We start from the raw sequence: 20,210 nt of genomic DNA on the forward strand, positions 1-20,210 counted from the left end.
GATCAATAAAAATTTTCATTATTTGTGCATGCATACGTATTTAATGAGAAAACCTGCGTATTAAGTATCGAAAAGGCATTTATAAACACATAAAAAATACCTAACTGTGTACAGAACAGCCACACTCTCGCTGCTTGTCACAAATAGCTTGAAAAAAATATTAAATAGCCGAAAATGGCAATTACTAGTTCTGTTATTTGGTAACCATATGAAAGGTAAGGCGACATCTTTTGACATTGCACATTATGCGGGTGTGTCGCAGTCAACCGTGTCTCGCGCGCTGCGAAATAGCCCTTTGGTCAACGAAGAAACCCGTCGACGTGTTCATGAGGTAGCCAAGCAGCTCAACTACAAAGTTGATAAAAATGCCAGTAACTTAAGAACACAGCAAAGTAGCACCCTCGCCCTGTTATTATTTGAAGATCCCACTTCGGATGAATCACAAATAAACCCTTTCTTTTTGGCGATGCTAGGTAGTATAACCAGAGCCTGTGCAAAAGAAGGCTACGACTTACTGGTATCGTTTCAGTCAAGCAGCTCTGATTGGCAAGCCGATTACGAAGACAGCCATCGTGCAGATGGCTTAATACTGCTTGGTTATGGTGATTACCTTGATTATCAACCTAAATTTAAAACCCTAATAGATCAGCACACTAAATTTGTCTGTTGGGGTGCCAGTGTAGATAACCGCCCAGATTTAACTGTGAGCTGTGATAACTACGGCGGTGGTAAATTAGCGGCTGAACATTTACTCGCAACAGGAAGAACCGATTGTGCATTTATTGGTGATGCATCTGAGCATAGTCCAGAATTTTTTGCTCGCTACCAAGGCTTTAAAGATGCATTTCTAGCCAAGGGCGTGAATTTAAACGAACGTAAGATGGCAAATGCTATTTCAACAGAAGAATCAGGCTATCACGCGACTCGTTCACTCTTAGCAAATAACATTCGTTTTAACTCATTATTTGCTGCCAGTGACCTTATTGCGATTGGAGCTATTCGCGCCTTGAAAGAAGCAAAAATAAAGGTTCCTGATGATGTGCACGTTGTTGGCTTTGATAATATTGCGGTTGCCAGCTTTGTAAACCCACCACTTACCACTGTTCAGCAAGACACCACCCTCGCCGGACAAATGTTGGTCGATAACCTGCTCAAACTTATTCGTGGTGAAGATGTCGAGAATACCCTTTTACCACCCCGGTTAATTATTCGCGGTTCAAGTGTTTAATTTTTAGCGATAACAGCTTTGTTATCGCTTACTCCCTCCCTAACCAGACACTTATTGCATTAAAATTAGTTTTTTTTCGATTTACCCAAGACTATTACTTCGAAAAAGCAGATAATTACACCTATTATGTTGAAAATGCTTATCTGGCTAACAATGCTTTAGATAACAACGCGCACAAAGGTGGAATTTTTTAATGGAAATTAAAGTTAATTTTCTCGACAACCTCAGACTTGAAGCCAAGTTTGATGATTTCTCTGTCATTGCAGACCAACCTATTCGCTATAAAGGTGATGGCACTGCACCAAGTCCATTCGATTACTTTTTAGCATCTTCTGCATTGTGTGCGGCTTACTTTATTAAAGTGTATTGTAATTCACGCGATATCCCGACTGACGGTATTCGTGTTGCGCAAAACAATATCGTTGACCCTGAAGACCGCTATAACCAAATTTTTCAAATTCAGGTTGAGTTACCAGAAAGCCTTTCTGAGAAAGATCGCACAGGTATTTTACGCTCTGTTGAGCGCTGTACAGTTAAACGTGTTATTCAAACTGGCCCTGAATTTAAGATCGATACTGTTGAAAGCATCGAAGCTGATGCGCAAGCAATGCTGATGGCAAAACCCGGTGATGACAGTAATACCTTTATTTTAGGTAAAGACTTACCGCTTGAAGAAACCATCGCAAATATGACGGCCATCCTTGAAGAGTTAGGGATGAAAATCGAGATTTCTTCTTGGCGTAATATTGTGCCAAATGTATGGTCACTTCATATTCGTGATGCAGCTTCGCCTATGTGTTTTACCAATGGTAAAGGTGCAACGAAAGAAAGCGCACTATGCTCAGCTTTAGGCGAATTTATTGAGCGCTTAAACTGTAACTTCTTCTATAACGATCAATTCTTAGGTGAAGACATTGCCAATAGCGCGTTTGTTCATTACCCAAATGAAAAGTGGTTTGCACTGACTGACGATGACTCTTTACCTGAGGGCATTTTAGATGACTATACCCGTGAAATTTATAATCCAGATGGTGAGCTGTGTGGCTCACACCTAATAGATACCAACTCTGGTAATAAAGAACGTGGCATTTGTTCGATTCCTTATGTTCGCCAGTCAGACGGTGAAACGGTTTATTTCCCTTCAAACCTAATTGAAAACTTATTCTTAAGTAATGGGATGAGTGCAGGTAACAATTTTGCTGAGGCAAAAGTACAATGTTTATCTGAAATTTTCGAGCGTGCCGTTAAACGTCAAATCATTGAGCAAGAAATAGTTTTACCAGACGTACCAGAGGACGTTTTAAATAAATACCCAGGTATTGTTGCGGGTATTAATGGTCTTGAAGAACAAGGTTTCCCTGTTGTAGTAAAAGACGCCTCGCTAGGTGGTCAGTTCCCTGTGATGTGCGTAACACTCATGAACCCTAAAACAGGCGGTGTATTTGCCTCTTTTGGTGCGCACCCAAGCTTTGAAGTAGCTTTAGAGCGCAGCTTAACTGAGTTATTACAAGGCAGAAGCTTTGAAGGCTTAAACGATGTACCTAAGCCAACGTTCAATAGTATGGCAGTTTCTGAGCCGGAAAACTTTGTAGAGCACTTTATTGATTCAACGGGCGTGATCTCATGGCGTTTCTTCAGCGCTAAACACGATTATGATTTTGTAGAGTGGGATTTCTCTGGTAGCAATGAGGAAGAAACTGAGAGCTTATTCGGTATATTAGAAAGTTTAGGTAAAGAAGCTTACATTGCTGAATTCTCAGATCTTGGTACTGCATGTCGCATTTTAGTGCCTGATTACTCAGAAGTGTATCCAGTGGAAGACTTGATTTGGGACAATACCAATAAAGCACTTAACTTCCGTGAAGATATCTTAAACCTGCATCGTTTATCAGAAGATCAACTTGCTGATTTAGTTGAGCGCTTAGAAGAAAGTGAACTAGATAACTACATTGATATCATCACCTTAATCGGCATTGAGTTTGATGAAAACACAGTATGGGGTCAGTTAACGATTCTTGAGCTGAAGCTACTTATTTATCTAGCACTTGGTGATTTAGAAGCAGCAATGGAGCTTGTTGAAGCATTCTTACAGTATAACGACAATACCATTGTTGAACGCGGCCTATTCTACCAAGCAATGCATGCAACGTTAGAAGTCGCACTCAGCGATGACCTAGAGATTGAAGATTACATTCATAGCTTCACCCGTATGTTTGGTCAAGAAACGATGGATGCAGTCGTTGGCTCAATTAACGGCGATGTAATGTTCTATGGTTTAACAGAAACCAGCATGAAGCTTGAGGGTTTAGACAGGCACCTTCGTTTAATCGAAAGTTACAAAAAGCTACACGCTGCCCGCGCTAAAAAAGCAGGGCTGTAACCAAGAAATATCAAAGCCGCACGTTTTCGTAACCTGCGGCTTTTCTGCTTTACTTAAAACCGTTACTTAACGAAAACGAACACCTGTAATGTCGTATTCAGCAATAAAGCGGCCACCATATGTATCTACAAACATAAACTCCATCTCTATTTTTTCTCGTCGGCCTTTGTGCTCAAGCAATTCAACAATAAAGTGTGTATTAGAATTAAGGTCATAAGAGCGACCTTGTGTTTCTCGGGTAATATTGAACTTTGTAGGGTTACCTATGCTATCAAAATACTCAAACAGCACGTTTAAACCGCGTGCATAAATTCCCGAGTCTCGCTCTGAGGAATTTGGTTTTTGCTGAGCTAACAACCATGTTTTGTCTTTTTGATTTACAGCCTTAATAAACTCACTTATTAATTGTTGGTGTTCAACAAGAGGCGGCATCTTTATTTCTTTTAGTGATTCTGTGAGTTTATCGCCCGCTCCCCCGGTTCTTGCTATGTAATTCTCAAAACCGGCGTCTATCGACATATAATTTAAATTGTCAGCTAAGCCACCATTGTAAACCTGTTCAAATGTGCCATATTCTTCCGAGAGAATATTTTCAAGACGATTATATAAAGAAAAAGCATGCGCTGAGTCTATTTTTTTTAGTTCAGAAGTGTCTATCAATTGACCAAAGAGTAGTGCATTTAAGTCAATTACATTCGTTTTATCATCAAACGTAATGATTTCCTTGGCCCATTCTTTATCTGCTGTGGCAATATGCAAATAGTAACGTTGAAAAGGCGCACCATGCTCATCAGTGATGGTAATTTTATTTGTCGAAAAGTCATAAATTTTGGCATTTTTAGTAGGGCCAGTTCTAACACTTACCTTTAAGCCTTTTGACAGTTCGGTAAATTTATCTGACTTTTCAATCACAACTTCTTGAGCAGCAAAAATAGTCGTCGGAAGTAGCAACAAAATACTGGCAATGCATTTACTAACATTTTTCATATAAATCCCTTTAAGTTAAAAATCAGACCAAACCCAATAAAGGTACATGAATACCTTAAATGTATACTAAAGTGGTAACTAATTGAAGCCTAATGTGAATGTTAGGGTTTATATCGGTAATGCCCTGTAATTTTGTAAGTGAATAGCATATCTTCCATTTTAGGACCCCAGCCTATGTTATGAACAATCAGAGGTCTTAATTTATCTTTCGATAGTTCATCTGTAACGATACCTATATGAGGCCTATTATTAGGTAGAACCCAAGTCACAATATCACCTGCTTGATAGTCAGCAGCTGTTTTACTAATAACATGACTTTCACCATGTCTTTCAAAAAACACTTGTAGGTTAGGTACCCTGCGATGGTCAATATTGGTATCTGGTTTGGTTAAGCCCCAAATTCGTTTTGAAGGATATAAGCTAAAGTTGTCGCGCATATCCTCATATACAAGCGCCTGTAAATCAATTCCTAAAGCTCTGTAAGTACGTATAACCACGTCGGTACATACACCTATATTCTTAGGTACATCACCATTGGGATAGTCTATTTTTCGATAACTTCCGTTATAAACTACAAAGTGTTCAGTTCGCTCTTTGGCGGCCTCAACAAGTTTAGATTGAAAACTTTCCGCTTGAGAATTAAGAGCAAATAATAAAAGTAACATCCCGGCTGTTTTGATCATCTACAAACTCCATTTTAAATAATTATAAAAACTCGAATAGACTGCTCTCTGCCCATTCTCTTTATTAAGTATTAATGCTGTTCAGTATCAGCGTATTCTGCTAAACGGCTTTCAACTTGTAAGCGCTCTTGCTCAGTGAGTTCGCTATAAAACTTGGGGTATGGCCAGCCATAACCCCAGCGAAAGCTGGTAGGTAAAAAAGGTGTACCACCCACTCTAACACCAGCAAGCATCAATACCGCAATTTCTTGCTCACCCACTTGTGCAACACACGCTTTTAAATCTATATCAGCTTGCTCACGTTGCTTGAAAGTACCACCTTGCCAATAAGCGAGATCATGGGCAGTGCAGCAAGCTAACCATAAGTTTTTGTGTTCTATCGTTCCATCAGGAAAAGAGCTGCAACCATCTGTAGTGAAGGGTTTAAGTTCAGCTGCTTCAGCTTTAATTAAGCACACAGGTAAAGCAATGAGAATAAGTATAACAAGAATAAAATTTTGCTGATTCATGGTAAATTCCATTTCAAATTTGGCCCTATTATAAACAAAAAACCGCCGAGGTTAATTCGGCGGTTTAATTATTTAATTAGATATTTAAAAGAAACTTACTTAGCTAATGTTTCGGCTGCTTTCTCTGCAAAAAGGTTACCTAGTTTTATATAGTAATTACTTTTATAGTGCCATTTATCTTCAATGAATTCGACAGGCTCATCAAAGGCAACTAAATGAGCATTAGCATTTGATTTAACGTACTTTTTCTGAGCATCCCATACTCTCTCTATATATGGCATCATGCGTGTTTCAGGTGTTTTACCAGAGTCTTCGATTCTGCCAAGAATGATTGGTAACTCCTTATTGCCAAAAGTCATCTTCATATCATTCATCAGGCTTGTTAAATTAGCTAAATAAACCTTAGATGCTTGTTCATGATAGGCATCGGCCTCACCCTGCATCCAAATGATACCTGCTGGTACTAAAGTATCTGCTACACCATCACCATCTATATCATTGTTCGCTAACGCAGCTCTTACGGTAGTTTGAAAGTTATCCCATTGGTTGATCTTGGTGTTGTCAGCATAGTTCTGCCCCCATGTACCAAAACCAGATGCCCCAAGCGCAATAGATGAGCCACCACGCGCATATTTGATAATGGCTATTTTCTTACCCGTTAGCTCAGATAAGCGTTTACCAAAACTCAATTCAGGGCCAAATCTATCAGATAAAATAATTGAATGCTCTGTCGATCTTGCCCCTGTTCCAAAACCAGGCATTAAATTAGTCCAAACACCTTTGCCACCATTTAATGCATCATCAGCAACAGGGTTACCAAAAAAGAATAAGGTATTTTCAACTGGCTTTTCATACTGTGCAGGTAAGTCTTTATTAAAGCCAAAACCTTCCATATTTGATTGGCCCCCCATAAAGTAAAGCAAATAGTCATCCGCTTTACTTTGCGTGCTTATTGCTAACAAACCACATAAGGCTAGTTTTTTTAACATTATTTTTCCTTTTACCAAAAGCCATGCCCAATAAATATTAGGTATGTAATTAAGTTTTTACTTCATAGTTATAGCTTCGTGCTATAAATACTTTTAATACAGGCATTTAGCCTAGCAGAAGCAGTTCGATTCTTTTAATCAATTAATTATTACAGTGCTTGCGCGTTTACTCTGAACATAAACTCAAGTGGGATTTGCAATCGCTTAGCCCAATCAACTTCTGCATGCGTCGCACCTGGGAAATATTGACTCTGCCATAACGAAGCTGGATAACCGTGTTGCATAAATACATTATCAATTTGTTTTTGAAGATCAGGATACATGGAGTCTAATGTGCCATCTCCATAATCGAAGTAAACTTTTTGTGTTGTTAGTTTGCCAATATTGTCAGAAATATACTGCTTGAAAGCAGTAAATACTTGTTTGTCATAAGTAAAAATCCCTGGCCAATGCGTAGACATACAAATTGCGCCGGCAAACTCATTAGGATATTGAAGTAGTGTATACCAAGAAATAAGCCCTCCCATGCTTGATCCTGCGATATACCGATGTTCAAAACCTTTATTTACTGAATAGTTATTCTCAATAAAGGGAATGACTTCTTCAACAACAAAGCGAGCATAGTTGTCTGAATAAACCTTAGAGTAAAACAGCTTTTGCCCTGGATACCTCTCTAACTCATATAAATTTGCTTGTTTTTGCTTTGCTAAACTTTCAAATACTTTTTGCGGAAAATACTCGCTATGACGATTTTCTACCGCATTTGGAATGCCAACAACAATAAATGGCTTAACTTTACCGCTTTGAATTAACTTCGCTGCAACTTCATCAACTTGCCATTCTTGTTTATTCCATGTTGTTTTGGCATCAAACAACATTCGACCATCATGCATATATAAAACATCATACTTACGTGTGTTGCTATAACCTGGTGGTAACCAGATATTTAAAAAACGGCTCTCAACATACTTTGAACTAAAGTTTTTCTTAACATCAAGATGCCCTTCTGACACCTCAGGGATTATCACATTTGCAAAAGTGACACCTGAAAATAGCATCAAGGTTAAACAAATAAATTTCTTAAACATAATGTCTACTCAAATTTAAACTAAAAAGCCGCAAATGAATTGCGGCTTATTAATAAGGTATTACTTGAGGGCTTTTTCAACCACTGGGTAATGATCCCATACATGTTTATCACTCACTGAACGGAGTAACTTGATATATTCTGCATGAGTCCAAGCAAGTGGTGTCGCTGAGTTTGTCCCCTCACCTAACTGATAGCCTGCTTTATTATTGCCAACACCATCCCAAACTTGCTCAGGTAGCATCATGCCTTCATTGGCAAATGCTTCCATACCTTTTACATAGGTGTCTTTAATCGCTTGTTGCTTCATCGCATCAAGGCTATTAGTTGCGTTTGCCGCAGCGATTTCATAGTGACCACGTTCACCTGTGAAAAACGGCCATACACGACCACGTTGACCAGGGGTGTTGTTACCACCTTCGGCATAGTTGTTACCTGTCACTTCATCTTCACCGTAACCATCGTTACCATAGCGACGGTAACCAGGGAATGACCCTGAGCCATCAGCAAAATTAAAGGTGTAACGCACTTGCAAATTATCGACTAAGGTTTCGTCATCGTATTCTGGTAATGTTTTTACAATGCTTGGCGCAAGTGCATCACGAACACCGTAACGTACAAGCTCTAAGAAACCACCATCAAGGATTTGCTTTTTATCAAAGCCTTCACGCCCGTTATTAGCATTAAGTGTGGTTGATGAGTTTGGATCTTTGTCTTGACCAATACGAATGAAATATTCACCATCGCTATTTTCAGACTTAAGGTTACCTTGAGTCGTAAACATGGTGCTTTCAATTTCACTGTTGTAGCTTTTAGCCGTTGCTAGGTAACGCTCTGCATTTTTAGTGTCCCCTGCTTTTTTAGCAATATCAGCAGCTGTCACTAGGCCTGCAACAACCGCAGCCGTTGTTGATGGTGAAAAACCATTTTGTTCTTCCCAACGCTCTTGTTGTGTTGCTGGCGGTGTAATTTGCGTGTCGTTCCAAAGAATTTTCGCAAGACCACCATCAACCAAGAAGTCAGCAGCTGGCTTTAACATTTTGCCATACCAATCTGTCAGCTCTTGATCGCTAAGTACGCCAGCTTGGTGTAGTTTCCACGCTAACATTATCGGCATTGCTGTTTGGTCAAGCTGAACACCTACCCACTCAAGCTCACCATCAACATGCGTCTTTTGTAAGAACCAACCCGTGTCACCACCATTGCCTGGTGTGTTATCTGTTACTTGTACTTTTTCTAGATATTCAAACGCCGTTTTTGCGGTACGTGTATCACCCATGGCCATAAATGCCATTGCTACTTGATAGAAATCACGTACCCAAACCGCTTTATAACCGGTAGAACCTGTTTTGGCTGATACTGTTTCACCCCAAGGGTTAGAAAGTGACGCAATTAAAGCACCAGCATGAGTTTTATCTTCTTGCGCTTTTAACACCATGGCGCTGGTATAAAGCAACTTACCATTATCTGCGGTGCTGTTAGTTAATGTGCTCAAAGGTTCAAGGCTTGCTAAGTAGTCTTGCCAACCAATTGCAACACCTTCACCGTTATATGCAGCAAGCACTTTTTGGTAGCCTTGATTTAAACTTGCTTGACCTTCTTTTAAGCTTGCAGTTTCAGAGTTACCAAAGCTTAAAGCTAAATCAAAGGTGGTGTTTTTTGATACTTCACCAAGCTCTGCAAGTAAGCTTACATTACCCGACTTATCACCGGTATTTTGGTAAGTCGTTGATAATGATTGCGATGCTTTTAACTCTTTTAAGCCATCACTTACTCCCGTGAAGCCAACGCTTGCTTGCTTAAATGGTTGAGCGGCTTGTAAAGATAAAAAGTTATCATCTTGCCACGCAACTAGCCCCTTATCAGTTACTTTTGCAAAATCGTTTAAACCGTTGTTATCAATGTAAGGGTTCACATTAACGTAGGCTTTCACACCTTCAAGGTCGGTATTAAATACGCTACGAACAAACAATGTTTGGCCGTTTGGATCTGTAAAAATATGTTTTTCTAAAGTGAAACGACCTTGTTTATCTTTACTAACGACTTTATAAGCAAGCGATAATGGGCGACCAGCGTCGTCTTTGTATAAATAATCAATGCTTACATCGAGATCATCGTTCTCTGTAACGGTAAAGTCTTTACCGACTACAACAAATTGCATATCTTTGATTTGTGCTTGGTGAATTAAACCAAACATGGTTTCGGTGATCATGCCTTTCGCGATTGAAAACCAAACTTTTGATACTTTGCCAGTAGCAGCTGCGTCGCTATAGTGGCCGTCTTGGTATTGCTCGTAAGAGGTACCAATACCCGTTTTACCAGAGTATGCCCAAAAAGGCTCAACACCCGGTGCTCCTGGTGCAGACACCTGCTCAACTGCTGTATTAGCTGATTGTTCTGAACTACAAGCTGTTAAACCTAACGCTAACAAGCTTGCTGTAATGAGATTAAATTTTTTCATGGTGTGTCCTTATTATTGTTGCTTAACGCGCAGTACAGCGACCGCTGCTAGTACGAATGACACTGCACCTAGCACTAACGCATAAATCGGTTGATTATCAAAAAAGTGACGTAAAATTAGGCCTAATACGCTTGCCGCTAAAAGCTGCGGAATAACAATAAAGAAGTTAAAAATACCCATGTACACACCCATTTTTTTACTTGGTACTGAGGTACTTAACATTGCGTATGGTAAAGATAGAATTGACGCCCAAGCAAACCCTACTCCAATCATTGGCCAGATCAGTAAACTTGGATCTTTGATAATAATGAAGCTGACCAGACCCAATGCACCTAGCACTAGGTTGATAGCGTGAGCCACTTTTAGCCCTACTTTTTTAACGATAACCGGAATACACAGTGCTGCAATGGCAGCAAAACCATTGTAAGCGGCAAATAATACACCAACCCAATCCGCACCGTTATTGTAAGCAAGAGAGCTTGTATCACTGCTGCCGTAGTGGAAACTGGTTACTGCCGATGTGGTGTAAATCCACATTGCAAACAATGAGAACCAGCTAAAAAATTGTACCCAAGCCAATTGTTTCATCGTTTCTGGCATAGTGAATACATCATTCACAACTTGATAAAAGCCACCACTGGTTGCGTTTTTAGCCTTTAAAGCACCAGCAATAAATTGAATAACACCAAAGCTAATCAAACCACCAGCGAGTAAATAAAGCTCTTTTTCAAGCGATAGACCCGTTACAATACCAAGTACTACTAGACCAAGAACCGTAAAGATTGCAGCGCCTTTGTTAAAGTTTACATCACTTTGAACATCACTCGAGTCATCGCTTTGCTCTTGTTCATGAAAGCTTTCAAGTTCTTCTGGTGAATATTCTTTAGTAGTAAAGACAGTCCAAAACACAGCAACTAATAAAACTACTGCACCAAAGTAAAACGAAAATTTTACAGAATCTGGAATTTGCCCAGCAGGTGCCGTATTAGCAATATCGAACCAGTTAGTCATCATCCAAGGTAATGCTGACGCAACAACCGCACCAACACCAATGAAGAAGCTTTGCATCGCATAACCAGTTGCACGTTGTTTTTTCGGTAGGTTATCACTTACAAGAGCACGGAATGGCTCCATAGTCACGTTAATTGACGCATCCATGATCCATAACATACCCGCCGCAATCCAAAGGCTTGGTGAGTTAGGCATGATGAATAACGATAACGTCGTTAAAATAGCCCCATAGAAAAAGAACGGACGACGACGACCTAACTTATTCCAAGTTTTATCGCTCCAGTAACCGATGATCGGTTGTACAATTAGACCTGTTAATGGAGCTGCAACCCAAAGGATTGGAATATCATCAACATTGGCACCTAAAGTTTGAAAAATACGGCTTACATTACCGTTTTGTAATGCGAAGCCAAATTGGATACCAAGGAATCCAAAACACATATTCCATATTTGCCAAAAGCTCAGCGTTGGTTTGTTATTATTCATAGTCAGCCTTTAAGGTAAATACTGCACTGCTTAAGCCATTCATCTGTAGTTGAATTGGCGCATTCGTAGCTGCCTCAGAAATCACAATGTCGGCATGATTTTCTAGGTTATCAATTAACGTTAAGCCACTGTGATTAAGCTTAGGTAACAACGTTTGGTTAAGAGTAAGCTCAACATTTTGTGGGTTTTCTGAAAAGTTACTTACTACAAGCACTAGTTGTTGACCTAGCTTGCGCGTAAAAGCAATGACTTGTTCTGAGCCTGTCAATTCAACCGCTTGCATGTCACCACCAACAATGGCAGGCAGTGTGTTTAACGACATTAACTTGGTGTAGTAAGCGCGAAGATCAGCTTGCTGCTTTGAAAGCGCACCGCCATCGAATTTACCATTATTCATCCATGCTTGATGCGCAGGTACACCCATATAATCGAAAATGCTGGTACGCGTTGGGTCGCCAAAACCGCCGTCCTCAGAGCCATCTTCACCGACAGCTTGACCAAAATAAAGTAATGTTGGCGAGCGCGACATCAATGTAGATACCACCATCGCTGGCTTACCTTTTTCACTACTACCAGCGAAATCTGGGCTAGCAATACGTTGCTCATCATGGTTTTCTAAGAAGTGCAGCATATGCTCTTCAATATCCGCCACTTGGCTTTGGATATCGAAAATAGTATCCGCTGATTGCTTGCCTTGCATCACAGCTTTAACCGTGTCGTAAAAACCGACTTTGTCGTAAAGGTAATCCATCTTACCTTGTTGGATATATGGGCGGTAAAGCGTTGGGTTATATACCTCAGCCAAAATAAAGGCATCGCTTTTTTGCATCTTGATTGATGAATTTAAAAAGCTCCAAAACTCAACAGGCACCATCTCGGCCATATCATAACGGAAACCATCAACACCTTTATCTAACCAATAAAGCGCGATATCGCGGAATTTATACCAGCTATTTGGTAGGTCTTTATCTTGCCAAAATGCGTAGTGCGCACGGTAATCTTTATCAGCGTAATCATCCGGTAGCGTCGGGAAGTCGTAGCTACCATCTGGTTTCACACCGTAATTGATTTTAACTGTTTCGTACCAATCATTGATGTCGGGTTTAGCGGCACGGGCCCCATTACCCGTCCATTTTGCTGGGGTTTCGGCAAATTGATTATCAGCAAGAGGATGCGGGTTACCACCTAACACTTGGTAGCTATCGCTTGTTGGCACTTGAAATGACTGCCCTGTTACATAATAAAAGTTATTATCGCGAGCATAGGTTTTCGTCGTGTCATCTTCAGCACCAAAATCCTTAACGCCTTCAGGCTTTGCGACCGACTCATAGTTACGCGCTACGTGGTTTGGCACAATATCAATAACCACTTTCATACCGTGCTTATGAGTGCGATTGATTAGCTCGACAAACTCTTCTAAGCGGCGCTCAGGGTTAATTGCTAAATCAGGATTAACATCGTAATAGTCTTTCACTGCATAAGGCGAGCCTGCACGGCCTTTTACAACATCAGGGTCATCTTGAGACAAACCGTATTCGGTATAGTCAGTTACTAAAGCATGACGCGGTACACCAGTATACCAAACATGTGTTGTACCTAGTTCTTTAATGCCTTGTAATGCTGCATCATTAAAATCAGCGAATTTACCTACCCCATTTTCTTCTAATGTGCCCCACGGTTTATTGGTGGAGTTAGTGTTACCAAATAATCGAGTGAATACTTGGTATACCACAGGCTTAGAGATAGCTGCTTGGCTAGATTCTGATTGCTGCTTTTGCGTGTTCTGCTGTACTGGCGCATCGTTACCACAGGCAGTTAAACCTAAAACCGAAGCCACTACTAACGCAGTTAGTTTGTATGTTGTCATCATTACTTCATTTTTCTGTAAATATCAGTTCATACTAATGTTAAGGGCTGCATACGGACAGTAAATGCATACGTATTCAGCCTATTAGTTGCAATTATTCAAGCTCTATTAAGCGTGCTTGCATAGCTTTTAAGCGAATTGGCGCAGCAAGATCAACACGCTCTTCGCTGATTAAATCGCGTCCTTTATTATTGCCTTTCAGCACTTCTTGCATGTAGCTTAAATCCCAATCAATAGCTTGTTGGTTTTTGTTAAGAACAACCAATACAGTTTGGCCATTGTGCTCTCTCACATAGCTGTAAACGCCTTGCTTGGGTGAAAAATGCATTAAACGACCTTCGCTTAACGCTGGTTTTTCTTGACGAAGCTTAAGCAGTTTTTTCATGCTAGCTAACATCTCTTGCTGATCAGCTGAAAGCCCCTTACCTGTGAAGGCATTCGCTTTTTGACCTTTAAACCCACCTGGGAAGTCAATGCGAATATCACCGTGATCATTACTAGGTGTGTTATCGAGCAGCAGTTCAGTGCCGTAATAAATTTGTGGAATACCACGAGTTGTTAATAACAGCGTCATGGCTAATTTAGTTTTTGCAAGGTCTTGACCCAGCTCAGTGTAAACACGGCTCATGTCATGGTTATCTGCAAAGACTAAAATGTTATCTGTATCAGCATATAAAAAGTCATTCGCCAGCGATTGATACACTTTAACCCAACCTGTATTCCAGCTTTCTTCTTCGTTAAGTGCTTGGATCAACGCCTCTTGTAATGAAAAGTCCATTACACTTGGTAACTCAGAGGTATAACCATCTTGATTGACTTTGCCACGCTGCCAATAAGATGCAATTGCTGGGTTGGTTGTCCATTCTTCACCAACAATATTGAAGTTTGGATACTCGGTCATAATCGCTTTAGTCCAATCGGCTAAAAATGCTTTATCTGAGTATGAATAGGTATCAACACGAATGCCGCTTAAGTTGGCGTATTCAATCCACCAAATGGCATTTTGAATTAAATACGTTGATAGTAACGGCTGGCGCTGATTTAAATCAGGCATCGTCTCAACAAACCAACCATCATTAAATTGACGTTTGTCGTATTGGCTCGCATGAGGGTCTTGAATTGTTTGTCTGGCGTGACTGGTGGCATTTTTACCGTTTTCAAACTTACCATCAAAGTTAACCCAATCTGCCGTTGGCATGTCACTCATCCACTGATGCGATGAACCAAAGTGGTTAAGTACCATGTCCATCACTAAGCCGATACCATGCTCTTTCGCTTCTGCCGATAAGGTTTTATAAAGCGCATTACTGCCCATACGCGGATCAACTTTGTAAAAATCAGTAATAGCATAACCATGATAAGAATAACTTGGCATGTCATTTTCAAGCACCGGTGTTAACCAAAGTTGCGTTACACCGAGGTCCTCAAGGTAATCTAGGCTATTGATAACACCTTGAATATCACCGCCATGTCGGCCACCTTTAAAGCTTGGGTTTGCAGCCTCCTGCATACCTGCAACACTATCGTTACTTGGGTCACCATTTACAAAGCGATCAGGGTTTATTAAATAAAGCGTGTCTCTATTTGTAAAGCCATGACGATTGGCACTTTGCTTATCACGGTCATTTAACGGGTAAGTAAAGGTGGTGCCGTCTTCAGCTTTAAAAGTCAGTGTTCCCGCCTTTGCATTATCGCTGATGGTTAAATCTAAAAACGCGTAGTTAGGGTTATTTGTTGTTGTCACCCCTTTAAACTCAACGCCTTTGTAAGGCACTATTTGCCACGCTTTGTTAGCAATATTGTTATCGTAAAGCATGACTTGTAATGAGTCGTGTTGCATCCCTACCCACCAGTTTTCTGGTGACGCAGTAATTGCAAAACTTGCTGTTGAGTTAAAAAGTGTAAATGCGGTTGTTAACGCTAAAAATGTTTGTGTTTTTTTCATAATTAATTTTGTACTTTTTCTAAGAATTGATTGTGGGTCGGCAACTGCTCGACAGTGCTGTTAATCAAGGTTTTTAAATTGCTAAATAACTCATTTAATTGCTCATCAGATAACGCATCTGTTAAAGGATGGTGATCCTCTGCAATAAGCCCTTGCCCTATCATTACTTGCTGCCATGCGATTTCGGCAAAGAGCTCATCGTCTTCTCTAATTAGCTTGCCGCTGGTTTTAAATAGCTCAATTTTCTTTCTGAGGCTGCATGGAATATCCATGCCTTTACAAAAAAGCCAAAACGCACTGTCATCACGCTCAGTAAGCTTGTAATGAAGAATAATAAAGTCACGAATTCGCTCAAATTCTGTTTTACTTTGTTGATTAAATTCATCTACAAGGCTTTGTTTAATACCTTGATGAGGAAAAAACTTAATTAAACGAATGGCTGCACTTTGAATTAAATGAATACTGGTCGATTCTAATGGCTCTAAAAAGCCGCTTGATAAGCCGACCGATACCACATTTTTATGCCACTGCTTTAAACGGCGGCCTGTTTTAAACTTAATAACACGCGGCTCTGTCAGTGGTTTGGCAGGTAAATTATCCAAGAGCTGTTGCTTTGCCGCTTCGTCTGATAAGAAACGCGAAGAGTACACAAGCCCGTTGCCTACTCGATGCTGTAATGGTATTTGCCACTGCCAGCCTGAGTCTCTTGCAATTGAGCGTGTATAAGGAATTGCATCCGAAGCTGATTCACTTTGCACCGCAATCGCGCTATCACACGGTAACCAATGCGACCAATCTTCAAAGCCGGTATTAAGTGTTTGCTCTATTAATAAAGCACGCAAACCGGTGCAATCAATAAATAAGTCGCCGTCTATTTGCTCGCCATTTTTAAGTAACAAAGAACGAACATGCCCGCTTTGATAGCATTGATTAACCGATTCAATTTTGCCTTCAATGCGTTTAACGCCCCGTGATTGCGCCAACTCTTTCAAGAATTCGCCGTATCGAGTGGCATCAAAATGATAGGCATAATGTAAGCCCGCCAACTGAGTGTTAGGAATGTGCTTAAGGTGAGCAAATTTATGCGCTTTTGCTGCTTGGTAGTTAAGTGAAAAATCCCAAAAGTCAGGCGCGTTTTGTGTTTGATTTGCTTTTAGCCAAAAATGATAAAACTCACAAAACGGAAAATCTTTACCTATTTCACCAAAGGCATGCATGTAGCTGTGATCTTGGCTGCGCCAATTTTCAAACTCAATACCGAGCTTAATCGTTGCGCCAGTGGCTTTAATAAATTCTTTTTCAGAAATGCCAAGGGCACCATTTAGATGCAAAATAGGTGGAATACTCGCTTCGCCTACACCCACAGTGCCAATCTCTGCTGACTCTATCAAGGTGATATCAAGCACTTTGCCTAACACTTTATTAAGTAATGCAGCGGTTATCCACCCTGCTGTGCCACCACCGGCAATCACGACCTTGGTTATTTTTTTTGTTTCCATAGTACACCTAACGCCAATTTCTATTCATTGAGTGTAGCTCACTGATATAAAAAAGCCCTTGTAAAACAAATCACAAGGGCAATTTTCTATCGCTGTTTTAGCTAATTACAGCTTGTAGCTGAAGCCTAACAGGAATGTACGACCGTAGTCTTGGTAGTCACGTACTTGAAGTGAGTTATCACCTTGTAGTGATGTGAACGGCTCTTCTGTGATGTTCTGTACTTGGAAAGTAACAGATAAACCGTCAAGGCTCTCTACACCGCCTTCACTAAAGTCGTAACCAACTTGAGCATCCCAAATTGTTTCGCCTTCAATGTCAACTTGTGTAGTTGCAAAACCTAAACCGTATACGTCACCTTTAAAGTCGCTACGCTTACGCATGCTAGTACGCGCTTGGAAACCGTTACGCTCAAAGTAAACTGTTAAGCTATCAATTTGTTCTGATAAACCTGGTAGCTCATAATCGTTACCATTTTGGTCAGTTAAGTCTTGCTCAACACCTGTATGGCTTGCGATTAAACCAAAACCATCAAGTGATTCGCTGAACATAGTAAATGGTAGAGTTAATGAAAGCTCATAACCCCATAGGTCACCAGAGCCACCATTTACTTTACCTGAACCTGTACCCGTTGAATACTCTGGGATTTCACCAGTAGACGGGTCAGCTACACCGCTCATGTCGATTTCATAAGTACCGTCAAAAATCCACTGAGTGATATCTTTATAGAATACAGCTGCAGCGAAATAACCTTCTTCATGGAAATAGTTTTCGTAGCTTAAATCAAAACCAGTAGCTTCTTTAGGCTCAAGCTCTGGGTTACCACCTGATACACTCCAGTAGTTACCGTTGTTATCTGGCTGTTGATTATAAGAAGCCGTAACTGATGAGTTCATTTCGTCTAAACGAGCACGAGAAATCGTTTTTGCCGCACCAAAACGTACAGTTTGCTCTTCATCAATTGCAAACGATAAGTTGATGCTTGGTAAGAAATGGCTGTAGTCATGGCTAACATCTGTTGGTGAAACAACAACTAAATCATCCACAGTGTTAGCAGCAAAGCCTTGTGAAGACTGTTCAGTTTTCACATAACGCACACCAACGTTACCTGTTACAGGGATAGAGCCTAGCTCTGCATTAATGTCAGCTTGAGCGAAGAAGGCAATTACTTCTTCCTGAACTGTCCAAGACTGTGTCTTGTGTTTTGAATCAGTTAAGCTTTCTTGAAGCAGGCTATAGTAACCATCATTCACTAGGCCGTTGGTATCATAAGCAACCATATTGCCCATACCAATAAAATCAAGGCTAGCTGACCCTAAACGGTATTGCTCTGGGATAGATAACATACCAGGGTTTGATAAAGAGAAGTCTTTTAGTGTCATGAAGTAACCTTCAGACAACTTGCTCTTTTCACGGTCACGGTATGACATACCAAATGACACACGGCTAATGTAAGCGTTATCAACTACTTTGCTAGCCGCAAGTTTCAATGTGCTTAATTCATCATTGATTTCTGGCGCATTGATGAAACCATCTTGCGCAGTATTTTGATAAGCAGTATCGGTTAGGCCGTACTTATCGTTAAGTGCGGCACTTGCACCCCAAGATAATGGGCCACCAAGTTGAATTAAATCATAATCGCTGTAATCAAGGTTGTGGGTGAATTGTGCGCCTGTGTTACCACCGTCAAATTCATAACCGATTGTGTCAGCAACACCATTTGCATCACCACGACCTGTACCTGAGTAGCTTTCGATACTCCAGATTTGACGCTCAACTTCAGAGCGGCTTACGTCAAATTCTACTGACCAATCATCACTGATATCGTATTTTGCATTAAAACCAAACTGAGTTAGCTCAGCGTTACGCTCTTCGTAGTCATTACGAACAACAACGCGTTGGTCTTCTGTTATTGCACTAGTAATAAAGCCAGTACTTTCATCTATTACTAAGTTAGTCGCTGGAACTTCTGCAGCTGACATTGAGCCTTGACCCCAGCCAAATGGCACTTCGATACCACGTAAGATTTTCTCATCAGAGAAATCTACATATAAAGCATCAAAAGTCATGTTTAGGCGATCAGTCGGCGCAGCTTCAATAACAAGCATGGCTGTATCACGTTCAAGAGTCGATGAACGTACAAATGGCTTTGCACCACCTAACATTGAATAAGTGTCCGTGTAACCCTCAACCGCTTTATCAGGGTAACCCCAAGAGTTCCAACGTTTTTCCTGATTCGGAGAGCTCATCGTGTTATAAGCAAATGCAACACCGATTGTATCATCTGCAAATTGGTCAATGTAAGAAACCGTACCACGGAAACCTTGGTCGTCACCGTCTGGGTTTAATTTATCAAAACCCGTTTGTTCGTACTGGCCATTGAACATGATAACTTGCTCACCTTTGCTTAAAGGTTTAACAGTTTGCATGTCGATAACACCAGCGATACCTTCTGCTTCAATACCTGCGCTTGGGGTTTTGTATACCGTTACGCCACTCATAATTTCTGATGGGTAAAGGTCAAATTCAACGCCACGGTTGTCGCCGATTGAAACTTGCTCACGACCGTTGAATGTTGTTGCACTTTCGTTTTCACTGAAACCACGAACGCTAACACGACTAGCTCGACCGTCTAGACGTTGTGCTGTTAAACCAGGAAGGCGTGCAATTGATTCTGCAATTGATGAATCAGGTAATTTACCGATATCTTCAGCTGAGATTGACTCAACAACTTCAGGAGTGAAGCGTTTAGTATTAATAGATTCTACAACACTGCCACGAAAACCTTTTACTTCGATAACTTCAACGTTGTCGTTTTTTGTTTTTTGGTCTTCTTCTGCAGCATACACTACAAAGCTATTTAAACCTGCGGCTGTTAAAGCCAGAGTTAATATACTTGGTTTGAACATAGACATGATGTTTTCCCATTACCCAAATTGTAATGTCAACGTGTTGCAGTTATTCATGAACATAATAGCTGTTATTCGCTGACTGATTTTGTTGTCGAATTGAATATTAACGCCCTGGTTATTTTCTTAACAAATTTATGCATACGTATTCAGCGTAGCTCATCATTACAA

At 40.5% G+C, this 20,210-nt stretch carries 13 protein-coding genes; 2 read left to right on the plus strand and 11 right to left on the minus strand.

Annotated features, from left to right (window positions below; all coding sequences use genetic code 11):
- Window positions 1-208 precede the first annotated feature (208 nt).
- A complete protein-coding gene (locus JIG37_RS14835) occupies window positions 209-1,228 on the plus strand; it encodes a LacI family DNA-binding transcriptional regulator (RefSeq protein WP_138600573.1) in 1,020 nt (339 codons plus the stop codon).
- 193 nt (window positions 1,229-1,421) lie between these two features.
- Window positions 1,422-3,608 carry an OsmC domain/YcaO domain-containing protein gene (locus tag JIG37_RS14840; protein WP_199529708.1) on the plus strand — a complete coding sequence of 729 codons (2,187 nt, stop codon included), beginning with the start codon at window positions 1,422-1,424 and terminating at the stop codon, window positions 3,606-3,608.
- A gap of 66 nt (window positions 3,609-3,674) precedes the next feature.
- Here JIG37_RS14840 and JIG37_RS14845 read toward each other — a convergent pair whose 3' ends face one another.
- The 11 genes from JIG37_RS14845 to JIG37_RS14895 all read right to left on the minus strand — a co-directional run bounded on the left by JIG37_RS14845 (window position 3,675) and on the right by JIG37_RS14895 (window position 20,045).
- Window positions 3,675-4,595 (minus strand): hypothetical protein, encoded by a 921-nt coding sequence (locus JIG37_RS14845; protein WP_199529709.1) that lies wholly within the window; start codon window positions 4,593-4,595, stop codon window positions 3,675-3,677.
- A 101-nt stretch (window positions 4,596-4,696) separates the two neighbouring features.
- Window positions 4,697-5,278, minus strand: coding sequence for a DUF1287 domain-containing protein (locus JIG37_RS14850; protein ID WP_138600565.1), 582 nt, complete (start codon window positions 5,276-5,278; stop codon window positions 4,697-4,699).
- Between the two features lie 71 nt (window positions 5,279-5,349).
- Window positions 5,350-5,787 carry a hypothetical protein gene (locus JIG37_RS14855; RefSeq protein WP_206769752.1) on the minus strand — a complete coding sequence of 146 codons (438 nt, stop codon included), beginning with the start codon at window positions 5,785-5,787 and terminating at the stop codon, window positions 5,350-5,352.
- A gap of 95 nt (window positions 5,788-5,882) precedes the next feature.
- A complete protein-coding gene (locus JIG37_RS14860) occupies window positions 5,883-6,776 on the minus strand; it encodes a sialate O-acetylesterase (RefSeq protein ID WP_199529710.1) in 894 nt (297 codons plus the stop codon).
- A gap of 149 nt (window positions 6,777-6,925) precedes the next feature.
- A complete protein-coding gene (locus JIG37_RS14865; RefSeq protein ID WP_194441549.1) occupies window positions 6,926-7,864 on the minus strand; it encodes an alpha/beta hydrolase-fold protein in 939 nt (312 codons plus the stop codon).
- Window positions 7,865-7,924: 60 nt separating this feature from the next.
- Window positions 7,925-10,324, minus strand: a complete 2,400-nt coding sequence (locus JIG37_RS14870) for a glucan 1,4-alpha-glucosidase (protein WP_194441550.1) — start codon at window positions 10,322-10,324, stop codon at window positions 7,925-7,927.
- A gap of 12 nt (window positions 10,325-10,336) precedes the next feature.
- Window positions 10,337-11,821 carry an MFS transporter gene (locus JIG37_RS14875; RefSeq protein WP_194441551.1) on the minus strand — a complete coding sequence of 495 codons (1,485 nt, stop codon included), beginning with the start codon at window positions 11,819-11,821 and terminating at the stop codon, window positions 10,337-10,339.
- The gene (locus tag JIG37_RS14880) at window positions 11,814-13,691 is read right to left on the minus strand and encodes an alpha-amylase family glycosyl hydrolase (RefSeq protein ID WP_199529711.1); all 1,878 of its coding nucleotides are present in this window, start codon (window positions 13,689-13,691) and stop codon (window positions 11,814-11,816) included. Before JIG37_RS14880 ends, JIG37_RS14875 begins: the two co-directional genes overlap by 8 nt.
- Before the next feature lie 91 nt (window positions 13,692-13,782).
- Window positions 13,783-15,633: a glycoside hydrolase family 13 protein gene (locus JIG37_RS14885; protein ID WP_199529712.1), complete on the minus strand. Its 1,851-nt coding sequence runs from the start codon at window positions 15,631-15,633 to the stop codon at window positions 13,783-13,785.
- Window positions 15,634-15,635: 2 nt separating this feature from the next.
- Window positions 15,636-17,132, minus strand: a complete 1,497-nt coding sequence (locus JIG37_RS14890) for a tryptophan halogenase family protein (RefSeq protein WP_199529713.1) — start codon at window positions 17,130-17,132, stop codon at window positions 15,636-15,638.
- Between the two features lie 105 nt (window positions 17,133-17,237).
- Window positions 17,238-20,045: a TonB-dependent receptor gene (locus tag JIG37_RS14895; RefSeq protein ID WP_199529714.1), complete on the minus strand. Its 2,808-nt coding sequence runs from the start codon at window positions 20,043-20,045 to the stop codon at window positions 17,238-17,240.
- Window positions 20,046-20,210 lie beyond the last annotated feature (165 nt).

Origin of the sequence: Pseudoalteromonas sp. bablab_jr010 (assembly GCF_016464105.1) — a bacterium.
GTDB classification, from domain to species: Bacteria; Pseudomonadota; Gammaproteobacteria; order Enterobacterales; family Alteromonadaceae; genus Pseudoalteromonas; species Pseudoalteromonas simplex.